We start from the raw sequence: 22,322 nt of genomic DNA, 5'->3' as shown, positions 1-22,322 counted from the left end.
CAGATAATTATCTTCCACCTATCATCAGAATTGCCATCTAAAACCAACATTCATACTATTGTCCTGATGACTGCTGGAGAGCAATCCACTATAGCCAAGCGTGAATGAGACGTTATTACTTGCACTCATCTCCGCATTCGCTTTTAACACCACGCCATCACGAGAGGCAGGCACGCTGCGAGTCACAAACGTCGTATTGCTGCCACGGAACGATAAACCTGTTGCTCGTTCACGCTCACCGTATTGATGCTGCCAACCTAATTCTCCATTTAGGGTAATCGAAGAACCCCATGAAGCCTGCCAGCTATGATTAGCACGTAATCCCAATGTGGAGAGAGTTGCTTCCGTATGTTGGCTGTTACCATGCAGTGCGGCGGCGGCACCATCCTCGTTAATGCCTTCATTACGGAAATTGACGTAAGCCAAGTTAACGAATGGCTCTAAATTCACAATCTCTGTCGGCAAATGGTAAGCAAGTTCAGCGGATAATTGTGTTGTTCGTCCACTGTACTTGGCATTCTCACTATCACGCTGACTGCCATAGCGGATAAAGCGTTCGGTATCGATACGGTGCCATGTGAAACCGCTATTAGCACGCAAAATAAAGTCACCAAATTGCCGGTCACCATAAAGAGCAAGGTGATAGTTATTACTGTCAGCAGTAGCACTGTTACCACCATCAAGGGAAGTACGGGTGTAACCAGTAGCAATACCAAGACGGCTGTATTCATCAATAAAAGTATCAGCACCAAGGAATAAACCATAGTTGGAAGCCTGATAGCCCGTCGCATTCGCTGTACCAGAAGCGTGGTTCCATGCACCAAGCAGTCGAACCCATGCACCGTTATCATCACCATGAATATCAGGCGAAGATGAACGGCCTTCGGCCTGACTCAAGCGAGAATTCAAGGTATCGCGTAAATAACGGCTGTCATTGACCAACTGAGACGCAATATCAGCGTGGATTTGCCCATCAAGCTGGCGGAATGCAGATCGGGCTTGCTCCGCAGAACGACTGGCTAAAATACTTTCGTAAACCGGATTCCCTATACCAAGGGTATCCGCGACGGCAGCCACTGCACGTTCATTCTGTGTTTTAGCAACATCGACAAAAGCAGTCTCATTACGCCCAATATGGAGAGTGACTTCACTGGGCTGATAAGACAATCCTGCACCAAGAAAGAGATAATTCGGGACGACATCATCAAAGCGGCCATTGATATTCTGCTTCGCACTCAGAATCGTGTATTGCTGACCAGTCAGGCTTTTCACGTCTTCAAAAGAAAGCAAGTTGCCTGTATTCTCAAGGGAAACGGCAACTTTTCCTCCATCAATCTGTGCACTTTTTTCAACCTGAATTTTGTCACTGCGCCCATCAGCAGCGATTTCAACCGCGTAATGAGAACCGGGTTCAAAGATCATTTTTTCGGCAACCTTAAGTGTCCCTATCGCGTTACCTGGTGCTACCGTACCGCCACGCTGCACATTAAGCGCACCCACCGTACCATTTCCACCAAGAATGCCACTTTCCAGTACTGAAACGGTAGAAGAGACACTACCACTCACATTCAGTAATCCCTGTTTGATCAACGTTGGTCCAGAATAGCTATTTTGACCACTGAGAGTCAGCGTACCCCTACCTTGTTTAGTTAACCCACCATGACCACTGATATCATTGCTCCATTGATCCTCAGCACACTGACCAGCATCACAGATGCGCTCAGTCGGTTTACCCTTATCGAGCACAACACCAATCCCCGGAATATCAGCAATAAACTGCCCTTTGCCGTAGGCGACTCCGTCAGGATCTGGAATACGGAATTTTTCAGGAATATCTTCTGCGGTATAGAACATGCCAGGACCATTTATTGCTTTACCGAGGTTGATCAATCCCCAGCCGTAAAGCTCATCAATGCCCTTTTCCCCCATATCAGTAGCCGTAGTACGAAGCACAGAAGCCACTTGATCGCCAGTCATATAGGGGAAACGCTCCATCAATACCGCAATACTACCACCAGCATGTGGTGCAGCCATTGAGGTTCCCCTGTAACTTTCATAGCCAGTTGTAATATCATCTATCCCTGTTCCCTTAATCACTGAGCTATATATCCCGCTACCAGGTGCACTGACGCAAAAACTGGCCGTATAGCCACAGCGGGAGGAAAAATCGCTGATGGAATAAGGCACGCTATTGGTACTATTTGGATCTTTTTGCAAACTAGCGACGGTCAACCAGTTTGGTGCAATTTCTGGCACAAACCAAGCCAAACCCGCGATAGCATCTGGATTACTATAGTTATAACTATTACCCGCAGCAAAAATTGTCACAATGCCGCTACGAGCAGCATCAATTGCGCCCTGATAGGCACCACCAGGTTTTGTCCCCAAAATCGGTTTTATTTCATCAAACTGCTTCTGAGCCTCAGCTAAAGTAAAATGGGCTGCATTCGGATCTTTCCCGCCTCTCTCAAGCTCCCTATCAATACCAATCCCCCAGCTATTGTTAATGATGCGAACGCCGCTGTCTCTCAGTGCATTCCAACCAGCCTGATAAACTCCACCATCATTGCCCAAGATAATGCCATCTTCAGGACCAGGATCACCGTTATCCGCACTGAGTATTTGGGCGTTATAGGCCACACCATGCATTTCTCTGCCATCTCGGTTACCCGCCGCTATACCGGCAACATGGACGCCATGTGTTCCTAACTTCCCGTACCTATCTACGGACGGCGTGCCATCATAAGTAAATGGATCACCTTTCTTCACCGGAATATAGGGATCGGTATACTCACGTATCCCAGAAGTCACTAAGTTAGTGATCTTATTTTTTCCCATAAACTCAGGATGCTTGGCATAAACTACCTGATCGAATATGCCTAATTTGATCCCTTTACCGGTATAGCCTCTGGCATAGGCTTCATCAGCGTGAATTGCACCAAGCCCCCATTGACCCAAAAACTCACTGGAACGCCAACTGGCAGGATCACCTATCCGCCCTTGCTCAACATAATTTTCCGCATAGGCTCCTGCGCTGGCCGCGGCCAAACAGCAAGCTATAGCGTAATAAAGTACTCGTGGTTGGGTTTTGACTGATAAACGTGTGGAAGTCAGAGTGTTCCAAGGTATTCTGTATTTCTTATTCATTTTAGTCTCCATCCATTGTTGATTTGCAAAAATGCCAGCTCTTATGTTTTTTATTGTGTAGGCAGCTTGAAACCATCAAGGTGATAGTTGTCTAAAAAGCAGAGACAGACTAAAAAGGAGCGCTGATTTTTAGATTGTTATCAAAAGAAAGTGGGTTTAATCAAAGCCATCACCTACACTATTTACATCACCAGTTACATCACCGATGTACAGCATAAAATGCCACATTTAACCCCTCTTTATTTTAACAATATTTAACAACCCCGCAACATTCCATGTCATAGTGTTGTGCTGAAAAATTGGAATAGTTCTTTATTTCCGGTAACGATGGTTTCAATTAATGATCACTTTGCTGAGGCTCATGTTTTAAGGTGCTCGTTTCTGGTAATGGTATGCCGTCACGCAGTGTAGAATGACGTAAAGGTTTTACTATTGCTGCAAGCAACAAGCAGGTAAGTGCAGCAAAAGTTCCAAACGAAAAGACAGTTATTACCGGAGATAGCAAACGTCCCATAAAACCTAATCCCAGCGCTCCCAAAGAATCACCAGTAACATCTTGAGCAGTGACAAAACTGTTCACTCGCCCCAATAAATGATCCGGAGTATGACTCTGAACAAGGGTAAATTGCAGTAAGGATGCAAATGCATTCAAATAGCCATAACAAACCAATACAAGTAATGCCAGTACGATGTTTGTGACTACCCCTAACATGGATAGCGTAATAAAGGAGCATAAAGCACATATAATAAGCAGAACGCCAGGTCGGTTACTTCGTCCTATCCAACCGCTGGTAAAGGCTCCGAGCATGGCTCCCAGAGGAACTGCAGAATACATCAACCCCGTAGCTGAAGGCCCTTGATGGTATACTTCTTGAGATAATGCAGGAAACAGAATACGAACGGCTCCGGCGATACTTATCATCATCCCCACCAATATGACACTACCCACAATTTTATGCTGACAAACAAATTTCACTCCGCTTATCAATGCATTGATTGGATGCTCTTGTTTACCTGGCTGAGGCCTCATTTCAGGTAGTCTCATCAGGGGTAACAATGTGGCTAATGTACCGATTGCGGCAACCGCAAAGTTCCATCCTGGCCCACCAGCAACAATAATAATACCGGCCAATGCCGGTGAAATAATGGCACCTATGCGAACAGTAATCATGCTCAAGGCGCCTGCCGCAGCCAGATTTTCCCGTCCGACTAAATTGGGGATGGCTGCCATTAATGCCGTCATACCCAACGCACCAAAAAAACCATCCCAAATAGAAAGAAAATAGAGCATATATAGGGATGGAGAGTCTAAAAATGCGTTAAAGCTCAGTGCGACAAAACCGATACCACAAGTGCCACGGGCAAACAAAATGAGTTTACGTCTATCATAACGATCAGCCAGTATTCCTCCTAAGATTAACCCGATGAACATACCGGCTCCGTCCAGTGCAACCACAATTCCCACCTGTAAGGTAGATCCTGTCAGAAACTGCATTTGGACGGGAACCCCAACCGTCAACATGCCTAATGCAAAGACAGATAACATACGGGCAATAAAGATAGCGCGAAAATGGGCATTATTTTTAAGTAAACTAAAATCCAAAAAAATTGATGAAGTAGCCATAGTGTTCCATACGATGCGTTAAATACGATAAAGTCAATTGCGGTAGCTTAATTACGGCGTCGTTTCAACAAGCCATTCAGCAATGGGCCCCACTGCTCCAACGAATCTGGAGAAAGGATATCTGCATGTTCACAATCTTGCCGATAAACGCTTAAATGGCGGATCCAAGGTGCCCATGTTTTCTCGACATCCAATTCAGGCGGCAACGTCCGTGTAGCCACAAACAACGTCGCTTCACCACCATATTTCTGGTTAACAGCGGATAATAAACTGCGGACAGCATCCCGATAGTTAGCCACAATATCTTCAAACATTGCCTGCTTTTCCTTACGCAGTTGCGGATCATGCTCATCTTCTGTGGCCGCCATAAACTCTGCCTGTTCACGGGCAATTTCCTGTTTGGCTTCTTCTTCGCTTAATCCTCCCCAATCCTGACCTTCTGGAGGATAAGCGTCCAACAATCCCAAGAAAGCCACTTCCTCACCTTCTTGCTGTAAACGGATAGCCATTCCCTGAGCCAACATGCCTCCCAGAGAATAACCCAGTAAGTAATAAGGCCCATGAGGTTGGATATTTCGTAAAGTCGCCAAATGGCGTGTGCACATTGCGTCGAGGCTGCCACAGTCAGCAATGACACCGCGAGGACGAGGAGATTGTAATCCGATAATCGGCCAATTTCCCTCCAGGTAGCGCAACAAACCACTGTATTGCCAGGAAAAACCCGACGCCGGATGCACGCAGAACAGTGCTGGCCCGATCCCTTCCCTCAACGGTAAGACCTCGCCTATTCCGCTGTTTTCGGCTGAGTTTTTCTTCTGCTCATCAACCAATAGCGCACTCAATTTTTCTACACTTCGTGTGACCATAATATGACCGACTGAAACACGAAGATTAAGGCGTCGATGTATTTCGGCTGCCAAACGCATTGCCAGCAACGAATGACCACCCAAAGCAAAGAAATCGTCATCAGCCCAAACCATGTCGCACTCTAAGATCTCCGCGAACAACTTAGCTAGATCACTTGCCAAGCCCGCCTGCGGTAACCTGCCAGTCGTTAATTTCTCTGGCATCGGGAGTGCCTTGCGATTCAATTTTCCATTGGCACTCAGTGGGAATTTTTCCTGTATGACATAGCTGACCGGTAGCATATAAGCAGGCAATCGTTTCATCATCGCGTGTTGCAGTGCTTCAATATCCAATGTCACACCGGATTGCGGGATCACCCAAGCAATGAGCTGACGTGCATCAACATTCTCAATTGTCTGACTTGACTTACCTAACTCACGCGCAGCAACCGCAGCCTGAGCAACCCCAGGTTGTTCCAGTAAAACTTGTTCAATTTCACCCAGCTCAATCCGCTGACCACGTATTTTTAATTGATCGTCACTGCGTCCAAGGTATTCAACCTCACCGTTTTCTGACCAGCATGCAATATCCCCCGTTCGGTACATCCGCTTGCCCGATGCAAACGGATCGGCCACAAAACGGCTGGCGGTCAAATCAGCTCGGTTCAGGTAGTTTGTCGCTAATTGAATACCACTGAGATAAAGATCACCCGCCACGCCAATGGGAACAGGGCGCAACCAAGGATCTAAAATACGCAATTGGGTATTCCATACTGGGCGGCCGATAGGAACACCAGAACTACGGCAATGCTGTAATGCCTCACCAAACGCAGGTTGCCATGTCACATCTACCGCCGCCTCTGTTGGCCCATAAAGATTATGCAAAGGTGCAGTGATCAGTGATTGATAGCGATGCGCCAGTTCACATGACAAGGCTTCCCCACTACAGAAAACCCGTCTCAAACTACGGCAGAAAGGCGCTTCTTGTCCTTGTAACGCTAAGGAATCGATGAATGTTGCCAGCATTGATGGCACAAAATGTAAGGTCGTGACATGGTAATCATCAATAAGTTGTCGAAGGCGTGCGGGATCGCGATGCGCTTCCGGTGGTGCCATCATTAACTGAGCACCAGTCATCAACGGCCAGAAAAATTCCCATACAGAAACATCAAAACTACATGGTGTTTTCTGCAATACCACATCGTCTGTCGTCAATGGGTAAGCATCCTGCATCCACAATAAACGGTTAACAATGGCTTGATGGCTCACCACCACACCTTTTGGTCGTCCTGTAGAGCCTGAGGTATAGAGAATATATGCAGCATGTTCAGGCGTTACATTGGCGGCCGGATGGATAGGCTGTTGTGTTTCATCTGCCAATTTATCCAGTAACAACAAAGAAGCCTGACTGGCAAAACGTGCCTGATACTCACTTTCTGTAATCACTAATCGAGGTTGAGCATCTTCCAACATGATGGCCAAGCGTTCATCTGGATAGCCGGTATCAAGAGGCAACCATGTCGCTCCTGCTTCCAGAATCGCCTGCAACGCCAGACTTAGCCGAACCGAACGTGATAATGCAACCCCAACAATGTCCCCTGCTTGTACACCCGCTTCAATTAGACGATCAACCAATAGCCGAGTTTGCCGGCGCATTTGCTGGTAGGTCAGACGATGATGACAATCCAACAACGCCAAATCGTCCGGCGTTTTGTTTGCCTGCTCAATCACAACCTGATGAAGTGTTTTGGCAGGAATATCATGGTAAGTGTTATTAACTTCCTCAATGAGTGCGGCCTCATTGACTGATTGCAAACTCCATTCCCGCAGAGCAATCTCAGGCCGTTCGATTAATTGTTGGCACAAAAACAGTATGCGTTGTGCCAAATGCTCAGGCTGTTTAACGCTTTCACGGTATTCCATTAATAAACGCAGACGCTTACCCGGCAACACCAATAACGTTAAAGGGTAATGGGTATAACCACGGTTATTGATTCCTTGGCAGAGGATGCCTGCGATATTTTCTTTATTTCTTTTGTCCTGCTCCACATCAGGATAATTTTCAACCACCAACAAAGTATCAAAAAGCGTGCCAGTACCTGCAATTCGCTGAATCTCGCCCAGGCCAATATTGTCATGTTCAATCAATTGGATCTGCTGTGCCTGTAGCTGTTCTAGTTGAGGCAATAGAGGTTGTTCCATATCCAGAATAACGCGAACGGGTAAGGTATTACTAAACAACCCGACATGCTGATCCACCCCGTCAATCTGCCCAAACCGCCCCGATACAGGAGAGCCGAAAACAACATCAGATGAACCACTTTGTATACTCAGTAGCAGCGCCCAAATCCCTTGCATCAGAGTATTGAGCGTTAAACCACGTTGCTGACATAAGTCAGTCAATGCCTGTTCCATCTCTGGTGCGAGTAATATCTCAAGCTCTTTAACCTCGCCAATATCGAGTTGTTCACCAAATAAACATGTTGGTTGAACACCTTTCAATACCTGTTGCCAACATTGACGAGAAGGCTCTGTCTCACGCGCCAATAATTGCTGAACTACGTCTTGATAACGTATTTCAGGTTTATGCCAGGCTTGCTCGCCTTGATTCAACAAGGTCAACAGATCTCGCACCAGAATAGGGGTTGACCAGCCATCAACGATCAGATGATGAGCATTTAGCAATAGCGTATGGCGTAAACTTTCACCGTGACGCACCAGCAATGCATGTAACATCGCTACTGGTTGTTGAAAGAGGTTCCGCGTGAGTTCTGCTTTTTCCAGTTCCCGTAACGCTATCTCTTCCTCTTCCACTGTCAACTCAGGTAGTTGATGGAAATCAAGTGTCCAATAATCTTTGTCATCAGAAATGATGGGGATCAATTGCAATGGAGAGACGTATTGTTCAGTATCAAATTTCGCAGCTATCTGAGGATGATGCCGCACTAAAACTGACAGCGCCCGACGTAGTTTAACAACAGACAATGAGCCGAACAGGGAAAGGCGGGTCAATGAGTTATAGCTGCCCTGCTCGGTGGCTGTCTGTGCATGGAATAATAACCCTTGTTGCAGTGGCAGTAACGGTAATACGGCAGATAGTGAGCCATAACGCTCAGTCAACTGAGTGAGATCGTTCTCCTCGATATCTGATAACCCCGTTTCTGCAACGACTAAAGTTGCCATAGCCCGTAAGGGCTGCTGCCTGGCAAATTGGATTAAGCAATCAGCCGCCCACGCCATACCACGATGTAATTCCGCAATATCTTGATGACTGAAAATACCCTCCACCCATTGCCAATTAATCACCAACTGTGGAGTATTGCCTTGCTCCTCCACAAACAAATTGATTTCTAAGCTGTGGCTTAGGGACATTTCAGGATCTTGATAAACCGCAAAAGCATCCTGGAAGAGATTCTTCGTTCGCCGTGGTGCCCATAAATGATCTGTCTCGACAAAGCGCCCCAGATAATTGAATAAGATCTCTGGTGTTTCTTGCGTTGTCAGTATTTTCCGCCCTGTTTGATCAAGGTAGCGTAGCAAGCCATAACCGACTCCACGATCGGGCACTGCTCGCAAAACGCTTTTCACCGCCCGGACTATTTCAGAAATAGCGATATCAGAAGTCACGATCTCAGCAGGTTGGTGTTCTCCTGTTAGTGGCAAACTTACCACTATTGGGTACTCAGCGGTTAACCAGCCAACCGTGCGCGCTAAATCGCCTGTTTGATCGAATTCAATACGGCCATGAGATTCTAACTGGAAGCGTAACTTGTTGAAGTTAAAATGGCGATAACAAGCCATTGCTAATACCGTTAATAAGATTTCTTCAATATTAGCGTGATATTGCTTTGGCAATAGGCCTAATAACGCGACTGTTTGCTCGCCGCTCAATAATGTTCGCTGCTTGCAGGCGCTTATTTGGCGATCCCGCTGTATATCTAGCGGACGCTGCCCTAAAAGAGGCGTTTCTTCATTTAGCATTCGTTGCCAAAAAGGCAATTCAGCTACACGCTGTGGCAGATTTCGGCGTAGATAATCATTCCAATCGTACAGAGTGTACTCTTCTGCGGGTAAGACGATAGGCTTACCGGCGATCGCGGCTTCTACTCCCTGACGCAACTCATCCAATAATATTCGCCATGAAACGCCATCTGTTGCCAGATGGTGAATAACAAGCACTAATCCTTTAGACACACCTCCATGTTGCAATAAACAAGCATGGAATAACTGACCGCTCGCAGGTTCCAAACGCATAACTGCATCATGGAAAGCTTGCTCGGCACAGGCTTCAATATCTGCGCAATCTTGCCACAGGCTGTAATGAGCGGCTTCGGAAGCCGGAGTAGACTCACCTAAAATCAGGCTATCATCACGAGTAAATGCGCGTAGTACGGGATGCGCTTGTTCTAAGGCAACCAATGCTTGTGACAAGTGTTGTGGCTGTAATTCGGCGGGGATATGTATGAATACACCGTGAACGAAACGGGTATTCATGCCATGAGAATCAGCAAACCAATGTAAAATAGGCAGGCTATCAATCGCCCCTTTCTGAATACGTGTAGGGATAGGCTTAACAATGGCAATAGGCGCCATCTTCAACGCCATGCGTGCAGGTGTACGTTCACTGAAAACATCCCGCGGACGTAACTGCCAGCCAAGGCGACGTAATTGCGTTCCCAGCGCCATCGCAGAAATACTGTCTCCTCCCAACGCAAAAAAGTCATCGTCTGCACTGACTTCTTGCACACCTAACAAGCTGGAGAATGCCCCACAAATAGATTTTTCCTGCTCACTTTCCGCCTTTCTGCCTACTGGTAATTGAAGTTGCTGGGGTTTGGGTAATGAATTACGGTCTATTTTGCCATTGATCGAAATCGGTAAGGTTTCCAATATCATTAAGAGGGAAGGAACCATATAATCAGGCAGTTTCTTTGCCAGTGCAGCCAGCAGCAGAGCCGAGGTATTGGGTAAAGCACGTTGTTGTTCATCCGGTACAGCGCAATACCCCACCAACCGATATGTTGCACCGACAGGTTCAGCAATGACTACCGCAGAACTCACCTCCGGTAAATCAACCAAAGCATTTTCTACTTCACCTAACTCAACACGGAAACCTCGCACTTTAACCTGATGATCCACTCGACCAATAAATTCAAGCAGCCCATCAGGACGCCAACGCATTAGGTCACCACTGCGATACATCACTTCGCCGTGATGGAATGGATTGGCGACAAAGCGGGTTGCAGTCATCCCTGGACGATGCAAATAACCCCGAGCGATACCTGCTCCAGAGAGATACAGTTCTCCCGCTGCACCGATTGGCACGGGTTGTAAATAACGGTCTAAAAGCCAGACATCGGTATTAGCAACTGGACGCCCAATCACGGGCTGATCGGCCATCCGAATACTGCCCCCCAACGTATCAATAGTATATTCGGAAGGGCCATAATAGTTGTGGACATCAATGTGCGACTGCTGCTTAAGTAATTCCCATAACCGTGGCGTAGCCGCTTCACCTCCAATCATAATAAATGCAGGTTGGTGATTACCTTTGTCCAACAATCCACTATCGATAAGTTGGGTCAAGAAAGAAGGCGTAATATCCATGATATCAATCGGCAGCAGATTCATCTGCTGTACCACTCCCCATGCGTCCCGTCGCAGTTCCTCATCAAAAATATAGAGTTCACTGCCTAAGATCATACAAAACAGTGGCTCCCAAGAGGAATCAAAGGAGAAAGACGCAGTATGTCCTGCGCGTGCTCGTCGGCCATGTTGCCGATAAAAACTCTCGATAACAGGTCCAAATAAATACGTTGCATGGGAGGTTAATAAATTCAGCAACCCGCGATGGGTGCTCATTACCCCTTTTGGCTTACCTGTAGATCCTGAGGTGTAGATCATGTAAGCCAAGTGTTCACCACGCAGTTTTTCGCGTCGTTCTTCGTCTGTGACGGGTAATGGGGATAAACGGGAACACTGTGCCGCTATCTGTGGATCATCCAGACAGATGACTTTGACGGTTTCAGGCATTTGTTCCAGTGTACTCAGGTGGGTGATCAGCAAGGCGGGCTGAACATCGTTACACATTAACTGTAAACGTTCCTGCGGATAATCGAGATCAAGAGGGATATAAGCTGCACCGCTGGTTAATACACCCAAAATAGCAATAATTGAATCCACTGAACGAGGAATGCCAATGGCAACCACATCCTCAGCCCCCATTCCCTGTAAGAGCAAGAAACGTGCTAATTGCATCACTTTTACCATCAATTGATGGTAGGTAAGCTGTTCATTGTGACAACGTATAGCAATAGCATCAGGCTGCCGTTCGACCTGTTGCAAAAAGAGATCCAGTACAGAAATATGATCTATAGACGGTTGCGTTCTTGGCCCACATGACCAGTTATCAAGCCGTTGTTGTTCTTGTGGTGGGATCAGTGGAATAAACGCAATAGATTGCTGCGGCTGCATGAGCAATTGATTCAGCAAGTAGCTGATCCGTTCACCGTGCCACTGCAACGTTTGTTCACTATATTTTTTTCGATTCGCGATAAGTGTCAGATGAAGCTGATCATCATAACAACACAATTCAAACTCTAAATCATCCACTGGTCCCATCGCGAGTGTATGCGTTTTGACGGGTTTACCGTCTAATTTCAACGCTTCATTATAGATTTTGTAATTAAATACGGGGCCATAAAGTGCATTGGTGCCACCGGATAATCCCAGATCACAACGCAGTTGTTCGGCTTCATAGCGTTGGTAACGACGAACTTGCTTCATTTCATCCACAAACGTTTTCGCTACTTCTGCCAGGGACATCCTGTCTTGCAGTTTTATTTGCAGTGGCAAGAGATTGACCACGGGTCCCATCGCACAAAGCGCTTGAGATCCCAGGCGCCGCATAAAAGGAAAACCAATCGACAGATGTTTTTCTCCACTCATGCGATAGAAATAGATGCAGAGTGCAGCCATCACAATTTCAGCCGGCTGGAATGGCCGCAGTAAATCATCTTCCTTTAATGAAACAAACTGAGAGAGGGGAAAATGGCAATGATAATGCAGAGGTAATGGATTGTTATTATTTATACTATTTTCAGTAGCAAGCGAAACAGCAACGCCTCGTTCACGGGTATGCTTTTGCCAGAACGCGGCTGACTCTGCTTTTGCAGAGGATTGTTCCCAACTCTGATACTCTTTGACGACTAATTCAAAGGAACAGAAAGGATTTTCAGTTGGCTGGTGACCTGTGCTTAACGCATTATAGATAGCAATAATGCGGCGAGTCAGGGCGTCAAAACTGAAGCCATCCAACATAAGATGGTGAAAACGCAGATACCAGAACCAGCGCTCTGGCTGGGCATCAACCTTCATGATCACTTGTCGATATAAAGGCCGTTCTCCATCGGCGGGTAACTCAGCAGCCAGATCTGTCTGCATTAATTCCTGAGCTCTGCTTTCTCCCTGTCCATGAGAGAAATCAAACCACTCAGGAGCAACTACCTGTTGCGCACCACGGAAAACCGGAATTTGCTGTACTGGCTCTCCTTCTTCATTAATAAAATATCGCGCGTGAATGGTATCGGCCTCGGCCAATCCCTGACGGATAGCGGCATCAAATAAGGCGCGATCCAGTCCACCATTAATTTCAATATAATGGGCAATGGTAAATACATTACGGTGGTTGGCAATTTGGTCAGCTATCCAAATTCCAGGCTGAGCAGCGACTAGTGGCAACGTCAGATCAACTGATTTTATTTCAGAAACTTGTAATACATTAGGCACGTTTGATTTCCTTTCTTATCGATAGGTTAAACCATCAGCATTATCAATTTGATTTATCTGTGGTTCGCGCAAACTAGCCGGACGCATATCCACCCAGTGCTCTTCTATGTATGCGATACAGGCGGCTCGTGAGTTCGGGCCAATAACAAGCTCCCAACCGGTGGGGTGTGCGGCAAAGGCAGGCCAAAGGCTATATTGTTGGTGATTATTTATCAGCACATAAAAAGTGGCTTCGTCATCATCAAAAGGATTCTTTTGTTCCAAATTCATTTTTTAATTCTCATCAATTCTTGGATCTCAATAATCGGTTTGTCATATCATTGCTTAGCCAGTAACCAACTAAGACCATCAATTAACCCACCGCGCCAGCACAACACATCATGCCCACCATTAAACACGCGATAATTCACGTTGTGCCCTGCCCCTTGCAACGCGGCATACATTTGATCATTGACAAAATGGATATCTGCTTCACGGGAACCCGCTTCCTGAAAGATTTTTAATGATGAAGGAATAATTTTTTGCCCAAGTACCTGCTGTGTCAGCCAACCGGTTTTATGTTCAGCAGATGACTGAAACTGCCGAACCATTTTGCTATCAGGCCACCAGAAAGACCCTGATTGTGTGAGAACACAGCCAAAACGTTGTGGCCAATGGAGTGCGGCATACAATGCGGCCAACCCACCGTAACTCTGCCCTGCTATCACTGTTTGTGCAGGATCATCGCTAAAAGCCACATACTGTGCGACAAGCGGTAACAATTCATCCTGAATCGCTTGCCAAAAATCTGGGTTGCAGGGAAGTTCCTGCTCTCGATGCGGCATATCAATAACATCAATCAACAGCCAAACCGCCTCTGGTATCTGCCGTTTTTCAGTCGCTACATCAATCACCGGAAAAATCGGCACTCTCTCCGCCCAAGTCAACCCATCCAACAGGATGATAAGAGGGCGAGGATGCGCCGTTTCTTCCCCCGTGGAGTAAAGCCAAAACCGCCTTTGATTGTTAAGTCGCTCACTATGCCAATGCAAAAACAAAGGTTCCCGTTGATCTGGCTGCGCGCTAATCCTATCAATGAGTGACCATGCAGTCTGCGCAGAAGCATGAGGCATATGAATTGCCGATAAAGGCAAACCAAGCCCATTACGATGACAGCCCTGTAGATTCAAAGGATCTGAAATGGATAATGGAAAGAGTGAGATCCACCATTCACGTTGCTGTTGATTGCGCAGCTTGATTTCATCAGAAAATTCGGGGGGCAAATATGTGTCAGTAGCAGGTATAAATCGATAGCTTCCTCTCCAGTTATCTTCAAGGTTCACTGACCAATACCAGATATCCGTTTCAGGCAATCGTTGCAGGCTCTGTGGTTGCGGGTGGTGATGATCAGTGATGCCATTGATATCAATATAGACTCGGCGAAAAGGTGAATTTTGTTCGTCCCCATGAGGATCTCGCCAAAGGAAGGTTGTTTTAACTTGATGATTATTTGCAGTTTCTATAATGGGAGTTCCCAAAATAGCAATATTTTTCCACCACAATTCACTACCAACATTAGGATCAGATAATAAATTATCTACCGTACCTGATGGCTGAAATACTAACTTCATCCCTTTATCCCCTTCAAAAACATCCGTTCACAAATGACATATCCATTTGATACACCATACCAACAACGAATACGGAAAATAAAAACGATTATCATTTACCAATGATATTGATAATGATTTTTATTTGCAATATCATCCAATTTATTTTATTAATCTTAACCACTGGCTAACAGAATTAATGGAGCATTATCGGGGTAACGAGGCAGGAGGCCTTCACTATTCAGTTTAGCCATAATGGTGTCGACTTAATTATATATTTGATTTTTAATAATTTATTTTAAAAATAGCTATATTGAGAGATAAAATCTATGGTACTGCCTATCAAGAATGAAAGATTGAAAACCGCAAAAAGAACAAATAGAAACTATAACTATAATAAATTATTCTTATCGCTTGCTTCTATCTTACTGTTATCCCCGTATGCCTCAGCCAATAATGGGACTGCCAATAACAGCGAAGATACCTTAATTGTCACAAGCAAGATGAAAGGGGATTCTGAAAAAAATTTTGTAGAATCAGACAGTGCCGCAGGCACCAAAAGCCTTACCCCTCTTATCAAAACTCCCCAGTCAATCAGCGTCATCAATCGCACACAAATGGAAGCACAAGGCGCAATGAGCGTTGCTGACGCCCTGAATTATTCGAGTGGTGTTGTGACGAATTATCGCGGCTCTTCCAACCGCAACGACGAAGTGATTACCCGTGGTTTTCGTTATGCTCCTAAATTCCTTGATGGGTTGAGTTATGGTACGAACAGTTCAGGAGGCACCGTAGGTCAAATTGACCCTTGGCTATTAGAACGCATAGAGTTGGTGCACGGACCAGCATCTGTGCTATACGGTCAGGTCAGCCCTGGGGGCTTGATTAATATGACTAGCAAAAGGCCAACTGACCAGCCTATCCACAAGGTACAGATGAAAGCAGGTAATCAGAGCCTGGGTGAATTAGCCTTTGATTTTGGTGGTGCTCTGGGGGATAACATTCCCGTTCTCTATCGTTTAAATGGTGTACTCAGCACCCAAAAGCAGTTTGTCAAAGACTATAAAAAAGAGCGAATTGCCATTGCTCCAGCTCTGACATGGATACCCAACAATAATACAACGTTTACATTACTGACCAGTTATCAGTACGATCCGAAAGCAGGATTCCGTAACTTCTATCCTAAAATCGGCACTGTAACATCGGTTCCCAATGCAGGTTATATTCCCTACGATATGAATCTCAGTGATCCTTCTTTTAATCAATCCAGACGGGAGCAGGGATCTATCGGCTACATTCTTGAGCATGACTTCAACGATATTTTCTCTTTCCAACAAAATTTGCGTTATTCAACATCGAATGAACGTTCAAAATATTTAGTTTTTGCATCAGACCCTACTCCTCCCACTATTAAACGTTTTCCACAACGCGAACATAATGAGTCTCATGGGGTGAGCATGGATAACCAACTGAAAGCACTTTTCTCAACAGGAAACTTTGAGCATAGCGTCATCAGTGGGATCGATTATAAGTGGGTAAATAACCACAATAAATTCTGGCGTGACTGGGATGAGAAAGGAAAGCACAATTTTGATTGGTCAAACCCAGTTTGGGGTATTCCTGTCGATGAAAAAGAACTGTCCCTCAACCAAGATGGGAAAAAGAAACTCAATCAGTTAGGTGTTTACTTGCAGGATCAACTAAGTTGGGAAAACTGGAATTTAGTCTTGTCAGGGCGTTATGATTGGACTGAAACCAAGCAACAAAACCTGATCAAAAACACCTCAACAACACAAAAAGACCGTGCATTCACAGGACGTGCGGGTTTGTTGTATGCCTTTGATAACGGTATTTCACCCTACATCAGTTACAGCACCTCGTTTGAGCCTAATCTGGATCAAGGTAAATCCGGTACTCCTGCTTTCAAGCCTACAAAAGGTGAACAGACTGAAATCGGTATTAAATTCCAACCAAAAGATAACAATACCCTGTTAACACTTTCTCTGTTCGATATCACGCAGAAAAACGTCACAACCTCCGTACCAGGTGCTGGCTTTAGTGAACAAATTGGCAAAATTGGCTCAAAGGGAGTAGAAGCCGAAATTCATTCTCAGATCACCCCAGAGATCAATCTGATAGCGAGCTATACCTATACAGATACCAAAACCAAAGATGATCTCAGAACTGCACGAGTTGGTAAAAGAGTGCCTTCTATTCCTGAACATGCAGCATCTGCCTGGGGAAGTTATAGCTTCACACAAACGGCGCTGAAAGGATTTACATTAGGCGCCGGCGTACGTTATACCGGTTCCACTTCCGGTAATGATGAAGAAACATTCCATGTCAAGCCCTATACGCTCTATGATTTGATGGCGAAATACGATCTTGGCGAAGCTTCCCCGCAACTAAAAGGTGCCAGTGTACAACTGAATGTGAATAACCTGAGCAATAAACGTTATGTCGCTTCGTGCAAGAATGCTGGAGCCTGCTTCTATGGCAGCGGACGCAGCATCGTTGCCACAGTGGAATATACCTGGTAAGGCAAAACTCATTTACTCAGTGGCATCAGGCAAAAGCTTTTTGCCACTGTGAATCGCTTCTACCAACACATATTAAGACGTATTGGATCACTTTTATGTCTCAAGCGCAACGAACCATAAAACTGAATAATAGATAATTGATTTTTACACCAATCTATTTTTAACCAATTTGTTATCAAATAGTAACAGGGAAATATCGTGCTTACGTTAACGACTGAATATCGCACATCCGAATTACTGGATTTTAGTTGTGATGATTTTGTGTTCCTGTCTTCAAGTAAGAGCCTACATGCACGAGGACGTTTTGCCAAAGTCACTACCCCAGCCAATCATCATGATGATATTGATAATCCATTGAGTGATCATCTCTCTCAATTATTCCTGCAAGCTGAACAAGCCGGAATTAAAAACCCTATTGCAGTCGGGGCAATCCCTTTTGATAAACGCCAACCTTCTGCTCTCTATATACCTTATGAATATCATTGGCTGGAACGGGAAACCGCACGTTTTCCCCCTCGATCCTCTATGCCCCCGTTACAAATAAAGCAGTGGCATTTATGGCCGGAAAAAGAAGAATTTTGTCAGATGGTCTTGCAAGCTGTTGATGCCATACATCATGGCTTGCTTGATAAGGCCGTCCTTTCGCGGCTACTGAATGTTGAATTTGATCGAAAGCCTGATTCTATCCAACTTTTTACACAGCTTAATGCCCAAAACCCTTATAGCTACAACTTTCATATCCCACTAGAAAACAGTACGCTAATGGGTGCTAGTCCAGAACTTCTGCTACGTAAACAGGGCAATACCCTTATTTCTCAACCACTGGCAGGTTCGTCACGCAGAAGTCACAATATCCTGGAAGACAATGCGTTGCGCCAGTCACTGCTACATTCAGCTAAAGATCACCATGAGCATCAATTAGTGATTGATGCAATCCGAACCGCACTCGCTGAACAGTGTACTAAATTGGCGATCCCAGACTCTCCTTCAATATTCAGCACCCCTGTACTTTGGCACCTCGCGACAGAAATACGCGGCGAATTACGCAATAAACACACAAACGCCCTCTCTGTTGCCAGCTTACTTCATCCAACTCCAGCACTTTGTGGGACACCAAGAGAACGAGCCTACGAACTCATCGCTCAGCTCGAACCTTTTGAACGCAACTATTTTGGCGGCATTGTCGGTTGGTGTGACGCCAAGGGCAATGGTGAATGGGTTGTTACTATTCGCTGTGGTGAATTATTCGAAAACCATATTCGACTCTTTGCAGGAGCGGGAATCGTTGCTGATTCACAACCCCCTGCTGAATGGCAAGAAACAGGGGTGAAACTTGGCACCATGCTACAAGCTCTGGGATTATCTGACAGTAAGGAACGTGTGTTATGAGTATTGCGTTTAATCGCTGGCCTGAAACATTATCACAACGCTATCGCCAGCGCGGCTATTGGCTTGACCTTCCCCTTTGCGACATACTCAGGCGTCATACTGACAACGAAAATATCGCTCTCATTTGCTCGCACCAACAATATACTTATCGCCAACTGAATCAACTCGTGGATAACCTGGCCGCTTCCCTCAAGCGCCGTGGGGTTCAGCATGGGCAAACTGCATTGGTGCAATTGGGTAATATTGCAGAATTTTATGTCACCTTTTTTGCCCTGCTGCGTTTAGGAGTGGCTCCCGTCAATGCGCTGTTCAGCCATCAGCGTAGCGAGCTATTAGCCTATGCCGATCAAATAAAACCATCACTATTGATAGCAGACCGTAGCCATTCACTCTTTTCTGACAATGTATTTATCCATGAACTGCATACACATTACGCTTCACTGACACACATATTTCTGCGGGGAGATAACGGCAGCCCGATAGATTTAACAACATTGATTAATGAAAAAGAAAAAGATTTTATCGCAACGCCCACCCCAGCAGATGAAGTGGCTTTTTTCCAACTATCGGGAGGCAGTACGGGTATCCCCAAACTGATCCCCCGAACTCACAATGATTACTACTACAGTATTCGAGCCAGTGTTGATATCTGCCATTTCAATCCTCAAACACGTTATTTATGTGCCCTTCCTGCCGCACATAATTATCCAATGAGTTCACCAGGCGCATTAGGCGTTTTTTATGCTGGTGGTCAGGTGATTATGGCTCATGATCCCAGTCCATCAAGCTGTTTCCCATTGATTGAACAATATCAGATTAACGTTGCTGCTTTAGTTCCCCCTGCGGTAAGCCTGTGGCTGGAAGCGATTGCACTGACAGGGAATAAATCACCACTGGAAAGTCTGGCGTTATTGCAAGTCGGAGGTGCCCGCCTGAGTGAATCGCTGGCACGAAGGATACCTTCAGAATTAGGTTGTCAACTGCAACAGGTATTTGGCATGGCCGAAGGGTTAGTTAACTACACGCGTCTGGATGATGATGAACAAACGATTTTCACGACTCAAGGTCGCCCGATTAGTGATGATGATGAAGTGTGGATCTCCGACAAACTAGGTAATCCGCTACCTTACGGGGTTTCCGGTCTGCTGATGACACGTGGGCCTTATACGTTCCGTGGATACTACCAAAGTCCTCAATATAACAATCAAGTGTTTGATGAAAATGGTTTTTACTGTTCGGGTGATTTAGTCATCCAGACCGAGAAAGGCTATCTAAAAGTTGTGGGTAGAGAAAAAGATCAAATTAACCGTGGTGGTGAAAAAATTGCAGCAGAGGAAATTGAAAATTTACTGTTACGCCATCCACTCGTGATCCATGCAGCCTTGATCGCTATCCCTGATTCAATCATGGGAGAAAAGAGTTGCGCCTATGTCGTTACCCGTGAAGAGGTAAAATCAGCCATATTACGTCGTTTTTTACGCGAGCAAGGTATCGCTGATTACAAACTTCCCGACCGCTTTGAAAACGTTCCATCCCTTCCTATGACACCTGTCGGAAAAATCGATAAACAGAAATTACGTCATATCGCATACAGCACGTTAATCCATGCGGCACCTTAACGTATCACAGAGGGACAAAATGAGTATTCCAACACTGAGTGACTACCTTCTTCCTACTCCTCAAGAATTACCAACCAATAAAGTGAATTGGCCGCTTGATAACAAGCGTGCCGCACTACTCATCCATGATATGCAAAATTATTTCCTCAATTTCTGGCAGACTGACAGTTTGCTGGTGAAGCAGGTTATCAATAATATTTTGCGTTTAAAAACAGTGTGTAAGCAGCAGGGAATACCGGTTTTCTATACCGCCCAACCTAAACATCAAGATGAGGCAGACCGTGGATTGCTGAATGATATGTGGGGTGCGGGGATCAATCTGTATCCTGAACAGCAAAGCATTACTCATGCTCTGACACCTGAAAGCGATGACACGGTATTAATAAAATGGCGTTACAGTGCCTTTCAACGTTCAGATTTGGAACAACAATTGAAAAGCATGGGGCGTGATCAATTAATTATTTGTGGTATCTATGCGCATATTGGTTGCATGATAACGGCTACAGATGCCTTTATGCGTGATATCCAACCTTTTTTTGTCGCTGATGCATTGGCAGATTTCAGCTACGACGAGCACATCATGGCATTACATTATATTGCTGGCCGCTGTGGTCGGGTACTCACGACAGAAACACTACTTAATGAAATATCTCCGCAACCTGCATGGACACGCGAACGTCTCCGCGCCGAAATTTTACCTCTGTTGGATGATGACGCTGGTGATATTGATGATCATGAAAACATGCTGGATTACGGTCTCGATTCGGTAAAAATAATGTCACTGGCAGCACGCTGGCGTTATGAAAACCATGATATTGATTTTATCTCACTCATGAAAACCCCAACATTGGCAGACTGGCTTATTTTGTTGACTGAAAGCGCAGGAGCCAAGCTATGAATATAACTTTCGATTTCAGTAATAAACAGGTTTGGGTGACAGGAGCTGGAAGTGGCATTGGCTATCATATTGCCAGCCGATTTAGCCAGGCCGGAGCAAAAGTCATCGGATTCGATTTGGCATTTCCCGATTCTGATCTTCCTTTTACTGCTTATAAGTTAGATATCAGTGACCATATCGCTGTAAGCCAGCTTTGCCGTGAATTACTCACGGCCGAGCCGCACCTGGATATATTGATCAATAGTGCTGGCATCCTGCGAACAGGGCGAACAGAAAACCTGAGTTGGGAAGATTGGCAGCAATGTTTCAACGTCAATGCGGGGGGTGCTTTTAACCTCTTTCAAGCCGTCATTCCACAGTTTCAACGGCAACGCAGCGGAAACATTGTCTCTATTTGCTCTAACGCGGCTCATGTTCCACGAGTTGAAATGTCAGCTTATGGCGCGTCTAAAGCTGCAATGCGCAGCCTGTGCCAAAGTGTTGGATTGGAATTGGCTCCCTACGGTGTGCGGTGTAATCTGGTTTCTCCTGGTTCAACGGATACGCCTATGCTACGCAATATGTGGCAAAATGATACGTGGCAAAACGCGGCAATCAGGCAAAATATCATCAATGGTTTTCCTGACAAATTTAAGTTAGGTATTCCTTTGAAAAAAATTGCCCTACCGGAAGAAATTGCAGACACCGTTCTTTTTCTTGCTTCAGATCTCGCCAGTCATATTACCTTGCAGGATATTGTTGTGGATGGTGGAGCAACCTTGGGTTGGTAACCCACAACAACAGTCTGCGAATCAGCATAAGCGCTTTTTTACCACCATTAATAAATATATTTTATGTTTATTGAATGTTTTAGTTGTTTAAAGTATAGATGGTTTCAGTAAAG

Annotated in this window: 10 protein-coding genes; 5 read left to right on the top strand and 5 right to left on the bottom strand. The window is 45.4% G+C overall.

From position 1 onward, the window contains the following. Positions 1-24: 24 nt before the first annotated feature. From Xedl_RS08680 to fes, 5 genes are all read right to left on the bottom strand, one after another. Entirely contained in the window at positions 25-3,147 is a 3,123-nt protein-coding gene (locus tag Xedl_RS08680) for an autotransporter outer membrane beta-barrel domain-containing protein (protein ID WP_083600299.1), read from the bottom strand. Between the two features lie 337 nt (positions 3,148-3,484). After that, the gene (entS, locus tag Xedl_RS08675) at positions 3,485-4,771 is read right to left on the bottom strand and encodes an enterobactin transporter EntS (RefSeq protein ID WP_074023418.1); all 1,287 of its coding nucleotides are present in this window, start codon (positions 4,769-4,771) and stop codon (positions 3,485-3,487) included. Between the two features lie 47 nt (positions 4,772-4,818). After that, the gene (locus tag Xedl_RS08670; protein ID WP_074023417.1) at positions 4,819-13,404 is read right to left on the bottom strand and encodes an amino acid adenylation domain-containing protein; all 8,586 of its coding nucleotides are present in this window, start codon (positions 13,402-13,404) and stop codon (positions 4,819-4,821) included. A gap of 15 nt (positions 13,405-13,419) precedes the next feature. Beyond that, positions 13,420-13,674, bottom strand: a complete 255-nt coding sequence (locus tag Xedl_RS08665) for an MbtH family protein (protein ID WP_074023416.1) — start codon at positions 13,672-13,674, stop codon at positions 13,420-13,422. A 47-nt stretch (positions 13,675-13,721) separates the two neighbouring features. Continuing rightward, positions 13,722-15,014: an enterochelin esterase gene (fes, locus tag Xedl_RS08660; protein WP_074023415.1), complete on the bottom strand. Its 1,293-nt coding sequence runs from the start codon at positions 15,012-15,014 to the stop codon at positions 13,722-13,724. A 308-nt stretch (positions 15,015-15,322) separates the two neighbouring features. Between fes and Xedl_RS08655 the strand changes: the two genes are divergently transcribed. The 5 genes from Xedl_RS08655 to dhbA all read left to right on the top strand — a co-directional run bounded on the left by Xedl_RS08655 (position 15,323) and on the right by dhbA (position 22,209). After that, positions 15,323-17,533, top strand: a complete 2,211-nt coding sequence (locus Xedl_RS08655; RefSeq protein ID WP_083600298.1) for a TonB-dependent siderophore receptor — start codon at positions 15,323-15,325, stop codon at positions 17,531-17,533. 198 nt (positions 17,534-17,731) lie between these two features. Beyond that, on the top strand, positions 17,732-18,922 hold the full coding sequence (locus Xedl_RS08650) for an isochorismate synthase (RefSeq protein ID WP_074023414.1): 1,191 nt from the start codon (positions 17,732-17,734) through the stop codon (positions 18,920-18,922). After that, complete coding sequence (locus tag Xedl_RS08645) at positions 18,919-20,541, top strand: (2,3-dihydroxybenzoyl)adenylate synthase (RefSeq protein ID WP_074023413.1); 1,623 nt, start codon at positions 18,919-18,921, stop codon at positions 20,539-20,541. Before Xedl_RS08650 ends, Xedl_RS08645 begins: the two co-directional genes overlap by 4 nt. A 19-nt stretch (positions 20,542-20,560) precedes the next feature. Beyond that, positions 20,561-21,439, top strand: a complete 879-nt coding sequence (locus Xedl_RS08640) for an isochorismatase family protein (RefSeq protein WP_074023412.1) — start codon at positions 20,561-20,563, stop codon at positions 21,437-21,439. Continuing rightward, positions 21,436-22,209: a 2,3-dihydro-2,3-dihydroxybenzoate dehydrogenase gene (dhbA, locus tag Xedl_RS08635; RefSeq protein WP_074023411.1), complete on the top strand. Its 774-nt coding sequence runs from the start codon at positions 21,436-21,438 to the stop codon at positions 22,207-22,209. Before Xedl_RS08640 ends, dhbA begins: the two co-directional genes overlap by 4 nt. The last annotated feature ends 113 nt before the right edge of the window (positions 22,210-22,322 follow it).

The organism is Xenorhabdus eapokensis, from assembly GCF_001908105.1.
The sequence above is the reverse complement of the archived record's forward strand: the minus strand, read 5'-3'. Positions and strand labels throughout refer to the sequence as shown.